Origin of the sequence: Vibrio sp. YYF0003 (assembly GCF_036350715.1) — a bacterium.
Lineage (GTDB): Bacteria > Pseudomonadota > Gammaproteobacteria > Enterobacterales > Vibrionaceae > Vibrio > Vibrio natriegens.
Genome location: NZ_JAZDWA010000001.1, coordinates 770985 through 786917, shown reverse-complemented (window position 1 = coordinate 786917; position 15933 = coordinate 770985). Strand labels below are relative to the sequence as shown.

The following is a 15933-nucleotide window of genomic DNA, read 5'->3' as shown; positions in this document are numbered from 1 at the left end:
GAGCGTTGACTAACTTGCGTTTTGTATGTAACGTTTCATTTCGTTACATGGTTGTGCTCTGAGAGCGTTTATCGCCATAAATACACGTGATTGTTTTTGAGTATTATTAAGGAGAAGTAATGTCGGAACAGTATGCCTTGGTTGGGGATATCGGGGGAACCAACGCGCGTCTAGCACTTTGTGAGTTAGCGACAGGGACGATCAGCGATATCGTGACTTACCCTGCTGCCGAATATGAAACGCTGGAAATCGTGATTCGCAAATACCTTGAGCGTCATGACACTCCAATCTTATCGGCCTGTATTGCGATTGCTTGTCCGGTAACGGGGGATTGGGTTTCCATGACTAACCACCACTGGGAGTTCTCTATTCAGGAATTAAAATCCCAACTCAACCTTCAGGTTTTGGAAGTCATTAACGATTTCACAGCGGTTTCCTTTGCTATCCCAAGCTTAAATCTTGAGGACAGAGTTCAAATTGGTGGTGGCGAGCCAATCGCAAATAAACCAATTGCGGTTTACGGAGCGGGGACGGGGCTTGGTGTTGCTCAGTTAATCCATGGTGGAAACCTTTGGCACAGTGTACCGGGAGAAGGTGGACATGTTGACTTGGCTGCTTGTACTCCAGAAGAAGACGATTTGATCGTTTACCTACGTAACAAGTTCGGTCGTGTGTCTGCGGAACGCTGTTTGTCTGGCCAAGGTATCCGAAACATATACGACTTTGTGGTGTCACACCGTGGTGCCGAGCCTGAAGATTACACTCCGGCAAAGATTGCAGAGAAAGCACTTAAATCTGAATGCAAAGATTGTGAGCGCGCACTCTATCTGTTTTGCATTTTGATGGGGCGTTTTGGCGGTAATCTTGCTCTGACCAATGGTTCATTTGGTGGTGTGTATATTGCTGGTGGTATTGTTCCTAAAGTTCAAGACCTATTCATCAAGTCTGGCTTTCGAGTGGCTTTTGAAGATAAAGGCCGTTTTAAAGAGTACCTTCAATCTATCCCTGTATTCTTGATCACTCATTCCGATCCTGGGCTGCTTGGTGCGGGCACCTACATCAGACAATCTTTAAGTATCTCTATTGATTAATATTTTATGTTAACCCGAATCCATAAATTGGATTCGGGCTTCTAATTAACTAAATGACAATCATTGACAACTAACTATATAGTTGTGTATACAACTATATAAACAACAACGATCGTGAGTAAAAGTGAACAACTACAGTCATCAACAATCACTTGGACATTTAACTGGCTTAGCAAGCCGGCTCTTTAATCGATTATTAACGATGCGTTTTAAAGACGCAGGCATTGATATGACCGCGGAGCAGTGGGGGGTGATTCTGGTTCTTAAAAACAGTGAGCCTATGACTCAGAGTCAGATCAGTGAGCTGTTGTATCTGGAAAAGTCCAGTGTCAGTCGTTCAATAGACGGACTTGAGAAACGTGGCTGGATTGAGCGTCAGCGCTCTCCTTACGATAGTCGCAGTAAAATCGTTATTCTGACTGAGAAATCGCTTGGTGTTGTTGAACAGTGTGAAGTGATTGCGACGAGTGTTTTGCATGATGCTCAACAGGGCATTGATGAAGCGAACCTACAAACAAGCAAACAAAATTTATCAACAGTGATTACCAGTTTAAGACAACTGAATAGCTGAAAGCTTAGATTGATAAAAGTAATGTGAGACAGCCACAAAACGCTGTTATTACCTAAGTAAATTCATAAGGAAGGAACATGACAAAACGTAATGCATTAGTGACAGGCGGTGCGCGTGGTATTGGCGCAGCTACAGCAAAAGCGTTGGCAGAAGACGGATATCGTGTATTTATTAACTATGTGAACAGCTCAGCCGTTGCAGAGCAATTAGCCGAAGAGATCCGTAGTAAGGGTGGAGAGGCATACACGATTCAAGCGGATGTTCGTGATGATGCAAAGATTGAAGCGATGTTTGAAAAAGTGCAAGAGCATGGTGGTGTTGATGTTTTAGTTTCGAATGCCAACATGAACTTTACCGCTAAGCCATTTATCGAGCAGAGCTGGGATGAGTTTGCACAAAAACTGAATGATGAAATGCACGCAGCATATAAGACAGCTCAGCTAGCCGCGAAGAGTATGAAAGAAAAGCAATTTGGTCGTTTAGTCTTTATTTCTAGCACCTTGTCAGAAGTTCCTGCACCGAACTTTATTGCTCACGGTACAGCAAAAGGTGCGCTCGATAGCTTTAATAAATATCTGGCTCAAGAGCTTGGTCCACTGGGTATCACATCTAACATTGTGGCACCGGGCCTTGTTGAAACAGACGCAACGAAAGATGCGCCAGCTGAATTCAAAGAGATGATCCGCTCATTTACTCCAACACAACGCGTAGCGACACCTGAAGATGTGGCCAACACAGTGCGTTACCTTGCGAGTGAAGCGAGTTCTCACATTACAGGAACCTATAACCCAGTATGTGGTGGTGCGTACATCCAGTAATCTGATGTGCCATGTGATTATGAATACGAAAAAGCGAGCGGTTTTTCCGCTCGCTTTTTTATCTTAAAGGTAGTTTAAGAAACTATTTTAAGATGTTTCACCTGCAGTTTCTTTTGGGTTACTCGTCATACGGCTAACTAGCAGGACGGCTGAGCCAAATAGAGCCAAGACGCCGTAGCCGCAGGCGATCTGAAGCAGAGTAAATTGATCTGATAGCTGACCCGAAATAAATGTCGGTAGCGCGGCGCCGATATAGGACGTTGCGTAAATCACGGAAAAGACATTTGCACGTTCGTGTGGTAATAGTCCTGAAACCATCGTCCCGATACTGCCAGTTAACACCAGACCCTGAGCGATACCCGCACAAACACTGGCGGCCAGGAAGGCACTCAAAATTCCTTGTTGCAGAGCTAGCAAGATACCGCCCACAAACACGGTAAATGAAAGCATACCTGCAAATTGAGCTTTTGATGGTGTCATCCGGCCTGCAATAGAAGCGCCAATAGAACTTGGTGCCATAATAGAAGCGAAAACCAATGCTGCCGCTACCGCACTCTGAGAATGCAATTGTTCATGCGCCATTGCGGGGCCAAAGGCCTGAAAGAATCCACCCAGAGCCCAGGTACAGACAAATGTGCACGCCGCCAACGGAAACGCTTTTTTAGCGGAAGGCGGCAGTGTGAAGTTTGGTTTCAGTGACGACAAAGCACCTGGCTTGCGTTTCATGGTCTCCTGACTTTTCAGGACTAACACCATACAGCAAGCGATAAGACAAAAAGCGATACCGAAAGGTAATAAACGCGGGTAAGGCGCGTATTCGATCAAAAAGCCCGAGCCGACACCACCAAAGGTAAGGCCTGTCATTGGCCCGCAACTGATTACGGCTGGAGGAATCCACGACGGGACCGAAGGGGCGTGATCAACCAGCCACGAAGCCAACGCTGTCGACGCTAACCCACAAGCAAGGCCTTGCAATAAACGTCCTAAAATGAGTGGCGCTGCACTATGTACATTAACGAATACAGCCACGGATAGTGCCGCCAGTAATAAAGAGATAACGGAAACGCTCTTTCGTCCCCAATGGTTAGATAACCGACCAAATAGAACCAGCGCAGTTACTGCACCGATAAAGTAGACCACTGAGCTTAACGACAGTTCAAGATAGCTAACATTGTCTTGAAGCTGGTAAGTACCATAAAGCGGGATAGGAACTGCGGAAGTTACATAGGTCACCATCAGAGACAGTGAAGCTCCCACAAAAGAAAATCGATTAACGTTTTTTTGCACGGGAATATCCTTTCGACAACTTAGATCATCTAAGCCAATGCTGTATGACGAGATAATAGAGTGGCGGTCAGTTTGACCGTCAGGTTAATTGTAAGGGGGATGTGTCGATATGCTGTTGCCCGATCTTCCGCAAACCTTGCCAGAAAATGTCTAATCGTTGTGCCCGTTATAACGAGAAAGTGTTCAGTAATGCATCAATAGCCTGATGTTGTGCAAGGATGGTCAATCTCGTTTGCAACATTCGATATGTTGGAGGTTTGCCTTTTTCTCTAACATTCGAGTATGGGTTTTCTGTACTACACCCTGATCTTTATTGTCGATGGTATGACAATAAACCGGTGTTTAAGATATTAATAAAAAAATGGTCTGAAGTTATGAAATTTGATGCTAATGTAATGCAAGATAGAATGATGACTATCATGCAAAAGATCGGACAAAACCGATACTTACAAGCGATCATGCGCGGAATGATGCTGGTGTTACCGGCAACAATCATGAGCTCGTTCGCAACACTCTTAAAAGTATTTCCTCTCGGTGTGTATCAAGACTTTATCACACAGCATAATCTGGCTCCTTTTTTCGATATTCCTATCAACTTTACCAACAACTTTCTTGCCGTTATCGTGTCGTTTTCTGTCGCTTACACCTTAGCGAAAAGCTTTGATGTTGATGGATTTACCGCCGGGCTGATTTCCATGATTTCGTTCTTTATCCTTACTCCGTACGAGTTAGGTGAGTTCGGCCCACTTGGTCAGGCATACAGCATTCCTAGTCAGTGGCTTGGTTCTATGGGTCTATTTACCGGGATCATGGTTGCGTTTATTTCTGCACGAATATTCGTCGCGATAACCAAAAAAGGCTTGATAATAAAAATGCCGGAAAGTGTGCCGGAGTTTATTTCTAAGTCGTTCTCAGCTCTGGTACCAGGCATCATTATCCTAACGGGTTTCACTGTCCTTTCTGCGACGATTACGATTAATGGTTTAGGCAGTGTCCATGACATCATTTACGGTATCATCCAAGCGCCACTGACCAACTTAGGGTCTGGAATTGGCTCTGTGATTCTGGTTTCGATACTTGCACAAACGCTTTGGTTCTTTGGTTTACATGGCCACGCAATTACACTGGGTATTGTGGCGCCAATCTGGTTTGCCATGGACGCTGCTCAGCTTGCTGCATTCTCTTCTGGCGCGCCAACACCAAACATTACTGGCTTTGCCTTCTTCATGACGTACACTGCTGGTGACTTGTTACCACTTGCATTCATGCTAGCCTTCATGGCGAAAAGCCAACGCTTTAAGACTCTTGGTCGTATCTCTGTAGCACCTGCGGTGTTCACTATCGGTGAACCTATGGCTTACGGTGTTCCACTGGTTATGAACTTTGCGTTAGCAATTCCATACATTCTACTAAACAGCATAATGCTAGGCGCTGCTTATTACCTGACGGTTGCAGGTATCCTTCCAGCAGTCGCAGGTGTAATGACGCCAGCGGGCATGCCAGTTATTGTCTCTGGTTTCATGCAGGGTAGTTGGAAAATAGCCGCCTTCCAGTTCTTGTCACTCTTTGTAAGGTTTGCTGGCTGGTATCTGTTCTTCAAGGTTGCAGACAGAATTGCATTCGCTGAAGAAAAAGCCGAAGAACAACAAATTGAAGAACAAAAACGCGCTCGTGCTCAATTTGAAGCTGAAGAGTCACTAGAACTCGCAGAAGCATCAACTAAGAGTTAATTACCATGAATAACTTAACAGTAAATGGAAAAAGTGAGGCTGCTGTTTTAGATGAAACACCAATCAAGCTAAGATGGCAGGCAGGATTTACACAGTCACATTTTACTATTCAAGTTAGCCAAAAAAACAAAACAGTCTATTTTAAAGAGATGGTTAGCAACGAAAGTTGCTATACCATTCAAGAAATTGAGCTTCAAAAGAACCACAAATATGAAGTTGAAGTGATTGTTTTTGGTGCTAACGGTGAGGAAAGACGTTTATTAAGCTACTTCATCACCGGTAATTTTGGTCAATTCGAAGCAAAATGGATTACTTCTAAAAATAGTAGGGTAGTTGATGATGATTATTATAATTACCATCGAAATCCTATTATTAAAACATCAGTCAATATTTTAAAATCTGTCGATGAAGCGTATATAAACCTGGTTGGTTTGGGTTACTACAACCTTTATATTAACGGCAATAAAGTGTCCAATTATGAATTAAATAACGATTGGACGAATTATAGTAAAATTGTTTATTACGATACGTTCGATATTCTAAATTATCTACATGAAGGTGATAACGAAGTTCTGGTTGAGCTGGGAAATGGTTGGTATAACCCATCACCATTAACTTTATTTGGCAAGTATAACTTGCGCAGAAATTTGACCACAGGTGAACCAAAGCTACTCGCGGATATTATTATCAGAGGTAGTGGTGAAGAGAAAATTACTTCGAGTGATGAAAGTTGGCTAACTGCACAAGGGCCATACTTATTCAATAATATGTATTTGGGTGAAACCGTTGATTTACGCCTAATAAAACAAACTCGAGGTAGCAACGCCTATCTGGATACCTCATGGGATAATGCAATTACAACCCACAGTCCAGAAGGCGTTCTGAAACCGAGTTATATTGAGAAAATCACACGTGGTCGAGAGCTAACGCCAGTTAACGTGATATCGACTGACAATATGCGTCATATCTTCGATTTTGGCGCCATGGTGAGTGGTTTCATTAACTTAACCTTTATGGGTGAAGATGGCGCGTCTGTGGAGTTGCTCTACAGTGAAGAAATAAACGCTGATGGCACTCTTAATACGGATTCGACCTTGGCTGGCTTTGTCGGCAAAGAAGTCGCTGAGGGGGTGATTGTTCCTGGCGGTGAAGGTGCGCCTGTCCGAGCGGACCAGCGAGATAAATGTATTTGTCGCGATGGGCTGAACGAATACACCAACCAGTTTGTTTATCATTCGTTCCGTTACGCTGAAGTCACGGGGTTAACACTTGAGCAATTACACGATATTAAGGCTGTGTATGCGCATACTAACTTGGCTGAAACGGGGAACTTTGAGTGCTCTGATAAGGAGTTAACCAAGCTATATCAAGCGGCTAAGATAACCAAGCTAAACAATATCCATTCTGTGATCGAAGACTGCGCCCGTGAGAGACTTGCTTACGGCGGAGATATGGTTGCTTTGGCACAGTCTCAGGCGATGATGTTTGATTCAGCGAAGCTGTACGAGAAAACCATTGAAGATTTTATTGCAGACAGGATGGATAACGGTGGTTTTCCAGAGACGGCACCCTTTATGGGAATTCAGACCAAAGGGACTGGTGATGGAGCGGGGCCTCTTGGTTGGCAGTTAGCGGTACCATACCTGCTGAAAACGCATTACCAGTTTTACGGTGATATTGAGCTAGTTAAACGTGTCTACCCTTATTTGGAAGAACAGTTACAGCACCTCAACGACATTAAGCTCGATGAGATCGCCAACTTCTGTCTGGGAGATTGGGGAAGCAAAGTTGCGGATAAGAAGAACGTAAAATCAGGTTCCCCGGCATTAAGCTTTACCGCAGCCTGTTTTTACTATTATCACCTGCTGTTACTCGATGAATTCTCGTCAATCTTAGGATTAACGGCAAACTTGGAGCGTTATCAGAAGCGGGTAGCAGAGTTAAAAGCAACCCTGATTGACGTGTACCGTAACGACGATGGCAGTTATGGCGATCGAAGCCAAACCAGCTATGTATTTGCGCTTTACTTTAAACTAGAGGACAACCCTGGCTCCTTGATAGCGTCGCTCGAAAAGTTGGTTATCTCTGCAGGGTATGACGTTGAGTGTGGCATATTTGGACAAAGCTTCTTCTATCAGCTCGCTAACCAGTATGACTTTAACCATCTTGTTTACCCATGGCTGCAGAGTGAGGCTGGCATAAGACACATGCTTCGGGATAATAGTGGTGCGTTGAAAGAGTTTTTTGGTGATAACCACAATGGCTCATGCAACCATGCAATGTTTAGCTCTTATGTTTCATGGCTTTATAACGGTTTGGCTGGCATCACTGTCAAAGAAGATGCGTGTGCGGCGAATAAAGTACAAATAAAGCCGTATTTTGATGGCCATGTCTCTCAAGTAAAAGCGAGCTTTAAATCGGTACAAGGAGAGATTAGTTGTCATTGGTACAGAGAGGAAGAGTCCATAAACCTGACCATTGAAATCCCACATGGCTTGGACTTGTGTGAACTGATTCTTCCGAAGTCACAGACTAACTCTATCAGCGGATATTTAGTCAAAAGCTTAAATGAAAAACATGTTTACATCGACATATCTGACACTAAGCAGTTGAACCTAACATTGAATACTGGTTTAGTGTGCGCCAAAGAGAGTTGTTGATGTAAGGCAGAGCATGTTGAACGCTGAAGTGCATGAAAAGTTACTATCATACACTGATAAAGAGTTAGAATTATTAGAGCAAAGGCCTGATTTTAATCATATATTTACTAAGCGCGTCAAGCGTGAGTTTTTCCGAGACAGACATATTTTTATTGAGAAGCAAACCCGATTTATTGGTGTGCCGTTACATTCGCACGACTACATCGAATTGGTCTATGTTTATCAAGGTAAAATGCGTCAAGTTGTAAATGGTAAAACAATTGAACAAAATCAGGGTGAAATTCTTTTATTAAATCAATTCGCTCAACATGAAATTGAGGCGGCTGGTGAAGACGATATAATAATTAACCTTATTATTGAGCCGGAATTCATCGGACGCCTTATTTCTTTATTTGATAATGAAAATCTAATTACAGAGTTTATATTAGCTTCGATTAATGGCCGTAATAGACTTGGCGAACATATTCATTTCAAAGTCGGAGACAATGAAGATCTTCAGAACTCCGTGTTTAAAATCATTAACGAGATTTACAGTGACAACTCGCTAAAGCAGATGAGGGTTCACTTTCTGGTAGGGCTACTGATTACTGACCTTTTATCTAACATTGATAAGAGTGATTACTATGTCAGTGTTAACTACTCAGAGTCACTGGCATTAATGGTTTTGAAGTATATTGACGATAACTACCAGACCGCGAGTCTGAAAGTGATAGCTGATAAACTCAACCAGCCGAACTACAAGATCAGTCGTTTACTTAAAAAGTTTACTGGCAAGACGTTCAGTGAATTGGTTCTTGAGAAACGGTTAGAGAGAGCGGTTTACTTGCTGAAGTACACCAATCACGCAATCATCGATGTTATTAACATGACTGGCTATGAAAACGCATCTCACTTTTACCGAGTTTTTAAAGATAAATATAATGTCAGTATCAAAGAATATCGTGACAAGTTTAGATTTACTAAAGATCCTTCGATGATTGAATACATCAACAAGATAGACGAAGATTAATAACGCTATTAACTATTAAGAAAGCCCCTCCTAATTAGGAGGGGCTTTTTGTTTTGTGATGTTGCGCATTGATATTTACTTAGGTTATAGAAAACTAGTCGCTAAATACCACTCAAGTCACAAAATAAACTTAGATTGTTAAATGGATAAAATGTGAACTATCGCAGTAGCGCAATATCCGACAATCATGAGTGCAACAACCGATATAATAATACTCCCGTGAATTTAGGAAACTATCAGTGTTGGGTATATAAGTAAGAAACAGGGGTGTTTCACTGTGTGCTCTACATATAAACAGATTTACGTGGGTTACTTTCTACGATACCAGTTTCTCGATTATTGTATTTAATTGAAATACATACACTCTATCGACGATTTAAGTAGCTATTCCGTAAATGATAAATATAAACACGGAGTATAATAAATGAAGAAGTTGAACTTGGTGGTGGCAATTTCAGCAGCGCTTGCCGCAACCGCTTCCGTCCCTACATTTGCTGATGATAGTTTCACATTCCACGGTTATGCAATGGTGGCGAGTGATTTCCACGCAGAAACAGGTAAAGCCAAAAACCTAGCATTCCATATTGATCCAACCGGTCCAAACCAAGACCCTCGCGGTAAAATGGGTGACATGGCAAACAGCTACTGGCACGACATGTTCACTGCACTTGCAATGAATAAGCGCTGGGAAGGTGTAGCAGAAGAGGGCCAATGGGCTGACCTGACTTTTGAAATAGTTGGGTACGGAGACAAAGGCGTCGAAGCGCAACAACTCTACGCACAATACGGCGGCCTCGACTTTCTACCGAGTGATGCGGTTGTTTGGGCTGGACGCAAATATACCGGTGAGCGCATTCGTATTTTTGCCTACAACATCCGTGAAATTAACGCAGATGCGGGTTTTGGTTATAACAGTGACAACTTTGACTTAACTATTGGTTACAACCAGGATGAACCATCAGGTTGGAGTGATGAGTTTTACAAAACAGCCGAGCCTTCAAGATACCTGGTTGATTTTGCATATCGAATTGGTAACGCAGAATTTGGTGCAACTTACGTCAAAGAACTGAGTGATAGATTTACGTATTTAGATGATAAAGGTGTGCCAAACCTTCCTCATTACGGAACTAAGCGTGACGCATTCAGTGCATTTGGTAAGTACAAATTTGGTTCTTATGTGGGTATGGACGGTAGCTCTACTTTTATCGTTCAAGCAGGTAAAGGCGTGATTGCTCCATACTTGAACACCAACCGAATTACAGTACTGAGTGAAGAAGGCGATGTATCAATGCGCGCTTCTTACTACGGTATGATTAACCAATTTAAAGGTTTTACTATTGAGCCTGCATTAACTTATGAGTACACCGATCGAGAAGACGAGCGTGGTGTCACTGAGTTGATGGATATCAACCCATATCTTCCTTCAAAATCATACTACTATGGTGGAGCAACTGAACAAAAAGCTTTTGCTGGTGTAAATGTTTATCAACCTTTAACTAATCATCTTTCTATGCAATATGAAGCGATTTATGCACACATGAGCAACCGAAATGGTGTGGAAGGTGATACGGGTAATATGTATAAGATCGCTGTTGGTCCTTCTATTCAGCTAAAAACATTGCCATGGATCGCTCCGATTACTAACTTCAGTGTGGCATATGTTGGCGGTGACCAAGAAATCACAGATTTAGATGTTGATAATGAATGGCGTATTGGTTTCCGCATGGAAGCGTTCTTTTAAGCGCTATTAGGGCTCAGTGACCACCTATCAAAGTGGTCACTGAGTCATTGCCAAGCTTACTTCGAACTAACAACAACTTCTGTTGTTTATAAGGAAAAATGATGAAGAAAATGAAGCAATTTCTGTTGGTGTCTGCATTTTTAGTCTCTTCTTCAGCGGCCGTATCCGCAGAAAAAGACAGTATTGAACTTGCAGTAGACATGTCTGTTCCACCAATTCGACTCAATTCTGATTTTGTTTATTCAGAAACATTCAATAACATGGGTCGCCCGATCAAGCTTTCTATGGATGTCATCCAGCCATTCTCTCCTGATCCTTTGCCTGCGGTTTTATTTGTCACGGGCGGCGGATTTATGGATGCACCCAAAACAAAATTCATTGGTCAGCGTGTCGATATGGCGAGAGCAGGGTACGTAGTAGCGAGTATCGATTATCGCGTGGTTCCGATGGTCACATTCCCAGGAATGTTGGAAGATGTGAAATCAGCAGTTCGTTATATGCGTGCAAATGCTCAAAAATTCGGAATCGATCCTGAGCGTATTGCTATCATGGGAGAGTCGGCGGGTGGATACCTGGCAGCGATTGCCGCGACAACGAACGGTATGAAAGATTTCGATAAAGGCGCAAACTTGGATTACAGCAGTGATGTACAAGCTGCGATCGATCTTTACGGTTTGTCTGATCTGACTCGAGTGGCCGCTGATTTTTCACCAGAACGTCAGAAAAAACATCAATCGGAAGCGATTCCTGAAGCCATGTTAGTGAATGGCGTTCCGTTTATGGAAGGAGGCTCAATTCAAAGTAACCTTGAAAAGGCGGCTTATGCAAATCCGTTGACTCACATCTCCGACAAAACTCCCCCATTTTTGTTGATGCATGGTGATAAGGATCCAATTGTTTCACCGAGTCAGACCAAAATCTTGCATGAAGCTTTGATCGATAAAGGTATCGATTCTACGCGTTACGTGGTTCAAGGTGCTGATCATGCTGGTTTCCTATGGTATCAACCTGAGATCATGGAAAAAGTAATTGGTTTCCTTGATGACAACTTGAAGAAGTAACCACACTTAAACTGACTAAGAGGTCATTTGAGTATTCATTGACCTCTTTTGAAAGTTAAAGAAACACTTACATTTTAAGCTCTATTTTTGCCAATGTTTATTTTATGTAAGCATTGGCCTTTTTTATTAATAATAAAATAACGTTGACTTACAAAATTAATATCTATTAATTTTGTAATCTTAATTTTTATCGCGACTAAAATTTGTGTTTTTATATATAAATGATCTTTTTGAATTAAATCACACTTTGAAGATCATATTTAAATAGTTTATTTCTCTGTTAGATAAAAAAGAGTAATATATACGTATAGAATAAAATGAAACAAAAAGGTGTATAACATGACTAAAATTCTTCTTTGCTGTGCTGCTGGTATGTCTACAAGTATGGTAGTTAAAAAGATGCAGCAAGCCGCTGTTAATAAAAATATCGAAGTTGAAATTAATGCTGTTGGTCTGGACGAATTTGATGCGAACCTATCAAAGTACGATTGCTTCTTATTAGGTCCACAAATCAAATACAAACTTGGTGAATTTAAAGCAAAAGCTGACAGTGTTGAGAAGCCAATTGCGGTTATCAATCAAATGGATTATGGCATGATGAAGGGCGATAAAATCCTTGATGAAGCTTTGGCAATGCTTGCCTAAAATTTTTTATTGAAATGTTACCGGTTTTATTTGTATAAATAACAACAAGTTAGTGACTTTTGTTGTTCTCTTAAGTTTTTGATACTCGTTTGGCACCTTTCTCCTTTTCTAAACAGATTCGGTGCTACAACTATTATTTATACCTTTAAATGTAACCGGTTACTTTCTAGGGTGAGAGGCTTTAATTTAAATATAGAGAATATTATGAAAAGAATATTGCTATGTTGTACCTCAGGTATGTCTGCAAATATGGTTGTAAATAAAATGAAATTTGCAGCGTTTGCTAAAGATGTAAATGTAGAAATTAAACCAATATCAATTGCAGATTTTGAAGACTATATATTTAAATTTGATTGCTTCTTGCTCGGACCACAAGTTAAACATAAATTATTAGAATTAAAAAATAAGACAGAATCGAAAGATAAGCCTTTCGGAGTTATTGACTCTCTAGATTATGGCTTGATGAATGGCGAAAAAATACTTAATGATGCCCTTCTTCTTATGAACTGAATTATTTACTTCTTATATTTATAAAGTTATTAAAATTAATTAGATTTTTAGGATGTTATTATGGATCTAGAAGCTACAGTAATGGAACTTATCATCAATGCCGGTGAGTCTAAAAGCCTGGCAATGCAAGCTTTGATGAGTGCTAAACAAGGTAAATGGGAAGATGTCGATGATCTTTTAACGCAATCTACCGAAGCTGCTAAACGTGCTCACGGTGTGCAAACTGAACTCATTGGTATGGATGAAGGTCAGGGCAAGGTACCAGTGAATCTAATTATGGTTCACGCGCAAGACCATATCATGACATCGATGTTAGCACGTGAACTGATCGAAGAACTGATCAATATTCATCGTAAATTACAGGCATAACGCGTAATTAAGCAGCTCTAAGTGCTGTTCAAAGCTTGGTTTTATTATTGTAAGAGATGTTATAAATGAAGAATGTATTTCCAAAAGACTTTCTATGGGGTGGGGCAGTTGCTGCTCACCAGGTAGAAGGTGGGTGGAACAAAGATGGTAAGGGACCTAGTGTCGTTGATGTACTCAGTGGTGGGGCGGTAGATAAAGAACGTGTTGTTACAGATGGTGTACTAGACGGAACTTTTTACCCAAACCATGAGGCGATTGATTTTTTCGGTAACTACAAGCAGGACGTCGCTTTATTTGCGGAGATGGGGTTTAAATGTTTCAGAACCTCAATTGCGTGGACGCGTATCTTCCCACAAGGTGATGAGATTGAACCCAATGAAGCTGGGCTTCAATTTTATGATGATCTGTTTGATGAGTTGCTGAAATACGGTATTGAACCAGTTATCACGTTATCTCACTTCGAAATGCCAAATCACTTGGTAAAAGAGTATGGCGGCTGGCGCAGCAGAAAAGTTATCGATTTCTTTGTTCATTACGCTGAAACAGTAATGAAGCGCTACAAAGAGAAAGTAAAATACTGGATGACTTTCAACGAAATTAATAACCAGAAGAACTACAGCTACCCTCTGTTTGGTTATGCGTGTTCTGGTGTGATCTTTAATGACGATGAAAAGCCAGAACAGACAATGTATCAGGTTGTTCACCACCAATTGGTTGCGAGCGCAAAAGTGGTAAAACTGGGACGTGGAATTAATCCAAATTTCCAAATTGGCTGCATGATTGCGTTTATTCCAATCTATCCATACTCATGCGATCCAGAAGACGTGCTGTTTGCTAATCAGGCAATGCGTGACCGTTTCCTATTTAGTGATGTACATATCAGAGGTGAGTACCCGTCTTACATTGAGACCGAGTGGGAATCTAAAGGTTATCACATTGAAATGGACCCGAGTGACGAGCAGACCCTGAAAGATGGTTGTTGTGATTACATCGGTCTTAGCTACTACATGTCTGTAGCCGTTTCAGCAAGCAATAAGAGTGAAAGTAAAGGCCTGACAGGGTTCCCAGGTAGCTTACCTAATCCACACGTTAAGTCTTCTGATTGGGGCTGGCAGGTCGATCCGGTTGGACTGCGTTACTCTCTAAATACGCTGAATGAGCGTTACCAAAAACCACTATTTATTGTAGAAAATGGCTTTGGTGCGCTGGATAGCGTTGAGGAAGACGGCAGCATTAATGACGATTATCGTATTGCTTACCTCGAAGCGCATATACGCGAGATGAAGAAAGCAGTCGTGGAAGATGGCGTACAGTTAATGGGTTATACACCTTGGGGCTGTATCGATTGTGTCTCGTTCACCACGGGTGAATACAAGAAGCGTTATGGCTTTATCTACGTGAATAAACATGATGATGGCACTGGTGATTTGTCACGCTCCAAGAAAAAGAGTTTCCATTGGTACAAAGACGTGATTGATACCAACGGAGACAACCTTTAAGTCTCGAGATTGTTCAACAGGGGGGCAGTAGTGCCCCTCTATTTACCTGGCTCATGGAAGATTTCTCAATGCAGAATTTGTCTGAAGGGAACGGTTATGATTTATCTAAAGTCCTCTGAGTTTTTTTCTAGTTCTGCTCTTCCTATCGCAACGGAGTTAAGAGCGCCACAGTCTGCTTATCCGGAGCACGCCCACTCGTTTGAAGAATTAATTATTGTCTCGGGTGGAAGCGGAACTCACGTTGTTAATGACGTGCCGATGAACTTGAGTAAAAATTATGTATGTTTCGTAAAGCGAGAAGACAGGCATCTATTTGAGAATGTTAATGACCTTCACCTTAGCAACGTATTGTTTGATCAAACCAAACTTTCAGTAGATTCATCGCTGCAGAAGTATTTACCTAAGGGGTCTCAGAATTCTAATGGTTGGTTTCTCAATGAAGCAAGTAGCCAACATGTGAATCAAATTATCGCAAGACTGGATACCGAGTCACACGCGATATCTGCAGAGTCAAACATCATTTGTCAGTCACTGTTTAACCTACTTTTGGTCGAGTTATCGCGTGGAAAAGTGTGCAAAATTACTGGAGACAGCGGTGAAGAGAAAGTGATTTCTATCATCTCTTATCTGCAGCAAAATTATTCAGAAGCAAACGGGTTACAGGACCTTGCTGACAAAGCGAATATCTCACCAAAACAGCTGACAAAGATACTCAATCGCTTGACGGGTCTCAATTACAATAGTTACCTGAATTACGTTCGGGCAAGTAAAGCGCTTGAAGAGTTACTATACAGTGAGCGATCAATTACAGACATTGCTTATCGCGTGGGTTATCAGGATTCTAATTATTTCTCTACCAAGTTTAAAAAAACGTTTAATGTATCTCCTAGAGATGTTCGTTCTGGCTTAAAAGTTAATATTTAATTGGGCTAGCAGTAAAAC

General features: G+C 41.6%; 14 protein-coding genes. 13 read left to right on the top strand and 1 reads right to left on the bottom strand.

What is annotated here, in order from left to right; translation table 11 throughout:
- Positions 1–119: 119 nt before the first annotated feature.
- The 3 genes from V1U08_RS03420 (at position 120) to V1U08_RS03410 (ending at position 2480) form a co-directional block, all read left to right on the top strand.
- Complete coding sequence (locus tag V1U08_RS03420) at positions 120–1091, top strand: glucokinase (protein ID WP_330469921.1); 972 nt, start codon at positions 120–122, stop codon at positions 1089–1091.
- Positions 1092–1215: 124 nt separating this feature from the next.
- Positions 1216–1662 carry a MarR family winged helix-turn-helix transcriptional regulator gene (locus V1U08_RS03415; RefSeq protein ID WP_330469920.1) on the top strand — a complete coding sequence of 149 codons (447 nt, stop codon included), beginning with the start codon at positions 1216–1218 and terminating at the stop codon, positions 1660–1662.
- A 77-nt stretch (positions 1663–1739) separates the two neighbouring features.
- Positions 1740–2480, top strand: a complete 741-nt coding sequence (locus tag V1U08_RS03410) for an SDR family NAD(P)-dependent oxidoreductase (protein WP_065298334.1) — start codon at positions 1740–1742, stop codon at positions 2478–2480.
- Between the two features lie 87 nt (positions 2481–2567).
- On the opposite strand, the gene V1U08_RS03405 is transcribed toward V1U08_RS03410, so the two are convergent.
- Positions 2568–3767 (bottom strand): MFS transporter, encoded by a 1200-nt coding sequence (locus V1U08_RS03405; RefSeq protein ID WP_330469919.1) that lies wholly within the window; start codon positions 3765–3767, stop codon positions 2568–2570.
- Between the two features lie 374 nt (positions 3768–4141).
- On the opposite strand from V1U08_RS03405, the gene V1U08_RS03400 reads away from it, so the two are divergent.
- From V1U08_RS03400 to V1U08_RS03355, 10 genes are all read left to right on the top strand, one after another.
- A complete protein-coding gene (locus V1U08_RS03400; protein WP_065298335.1) occupies positions 4142–5497 on the top strand; it encodes a PTS sugar transporter subunit IIC in 1356 nt (451 codons plus the stop codon).
- A 5-nt stretch (positions 5498–5502) separates the two neighbouring features.
- A complete protein-coding gene (locus V1U08_RS03395; protein WP_330469918.1) occupies positions 5503–8157 on the top strand; it encodes a family 78 glycoside hydrolase catalytic domain in 2655 nt (884 codons plus the stop codon).
- Between the two features lie 13 nt (positions 8158–8170).
- On the top strand, positions 8171–9166 hold the full coding sequence (locus V1U08_RS03390; protein WP_065298337.1) for an AraC family transcriptional regulator: 996 nt from the start codon (positions 8171–8173) through the stop codon (positions 9164–9166).
- Between the two features lie 424 nt (positions 9167–9590).
- A complete protein-coding gene (locus V1U08_RS03385; RefSeq protein WP_065298338.1) occupies positions 9591–10907 on the top strand; it encodes a carbohydrate porin in 1317 nt (438 codons plus the stop codon).
- Between the two features lie 101 nt (positions 10908–11008).
- Positions 11009–11968, top strand: a complete 960-nt coding sequence (locus tag V1U08_RS03380; RefSeq protein ID WP_065298339.1) for an alpha/beta hydrolase fold domain-containing protein — start codon at positions 11009–11011, stop codon at positions 11966–11968.
- Between the two features lie 339 nt (positions 11969–12307).
- Complete coding sequence (locus V1U08_RS03375) at positions 12308–12613, top strand: PTS sugar transporter subunit IIB (RefSeq protein ID WP_239950826.1); 306 nt, start codon at positions 12308–12310, stop codon at positions 12611–12613.
- 204 nt (positions 12614–12817) lie between these two features.
- Complete coding sequence (locus V1U08_RS03370; RefSeq protein ID WP_330469917.1) at positions 12818–13123, top strand: PTS sugar transporter subunit IIB; 306 nt, start codon at positions 12818–12820, stop codon at positions 13121–13123.
- A 60-nt stretch (positions 13124–13183) separates the two neighbouring features.
- Positions 13184–13492, top strand: a complete 309-nt coding sequence (locus V1U08_RS03365) for a PTS lactose/cellobiose transporter subunit IIA (protein WP_239950822.1) — start codon at positions 13184–13186, stop codon at positions 13490–13492.
- 65 nt (positions 13493–13557) lie between these two features.
- Positions 13558–14991: a 6-phospho-beta-glucosidase gene (locus tag V1U08_RS03360; protein WP_330469916.1), complete on the top strand. Its 1434-nt coding sequence runs from the start codon at positions 13558–13560 to the stop codon at positions 14989–14991.
- A 96-nt stretch (positions 14992–15087) separates the two neighbouring features.
- A complete protein-coding gene (locus tag V1U08_RS03355; protein WP_330469915.1) occupies positions 15088–15915 on the top strand; it encodes a helix-turn-helix domain-containing protein in 828 nt (275 codons plus the stop codon).
- Positions 15916–15933: the final 18 nt, after the last annotated feature.

Bases quoted from the DNA above. Each gene is read 5' to 3' on its own strand.
- V1U08_RS03370 (WP_330469917.1), top strand. From the start codon at position 12,818: ATGAAAAGAATATTGCTATGTTGTACCTCAGGTATGTCTGCAAATATG.
- V1U08_RS03375 (WP_239950826.1), top strand. From the start codon at position 12,308: ATGACTAAAATTCTTCTTTGCTGTGCTGCTGGTATGTCTACAAGTATG.
- V1U08_RS03390 (WP_065298337.1), top strand. From the start codon at position 8,171: ATGTTGAACGCTGAAGTGCATGAAAAGTTACTATCATACACTGATAAA.
- V1U08_RS03355 (WP_330469915.1), top strand. From the start codon at position 15,088: ATGATTTATCTAAAGTCCTCTGAGTTTTTTTCTAGTTCTGCTCTTCCT.
- V1U08_RS03410 (WP_065298334.1), top strand. From the start codon at position 1,740: ATGACAAAACGTAATGCATTAGTGACAGGCGGTGCGCGTGGTATTGGC.
- V1U08_RS03360 (WP_330469916.1), top strand. From the start codon at position 13,558: ATGAAGAATGTATTTCCAAAAGACTTTCTATGGGGTGGGGCAGTTGCT.
- V1U08_RS03395 (WP_330469918.1), top strand. From the start codon at position 5,503: ATGAATAACTTAACAGTAAATGGAAAAAGTGAGGCTGCTGTTTTAGAT.
- V1U08_RS03365 (WP_239950822.1), top strand. From the start codon at position 13,184: ATGGATCTAGAAGCTACAGTAATGGAACTTATCATCAATGCCGGTGAG.
- V1U08_RS03380 (WP_065298339.1), top strand. From the start codon at position 11,009: ATGAAGAAAATGAAGCAATTTCTGTTGGTGTCTGCATTTTTAGTCTCT.
- V1U08_RS03385 (WP_065298338.1), top strand. From the start codon at position 9,591: ATGAAGAAGTTGAACTTGGTGGTGGCAATTTCAGCAGCGCTTGCCGCA.
- V1U08_RS03400 (WP_065298335.1), top strand. From the start codon at position 4,142: ATGAAATTTGATGCTAATGTAATGCAAGATAGAATGATGACTATCATG.
- V1U08_RS03420 (WP_330469921.1), top strand. From the start codon at position 120: ATGTCGGAACAGTATGCCTTGGTTGGGGATATCGGGGGAACCAACGCG.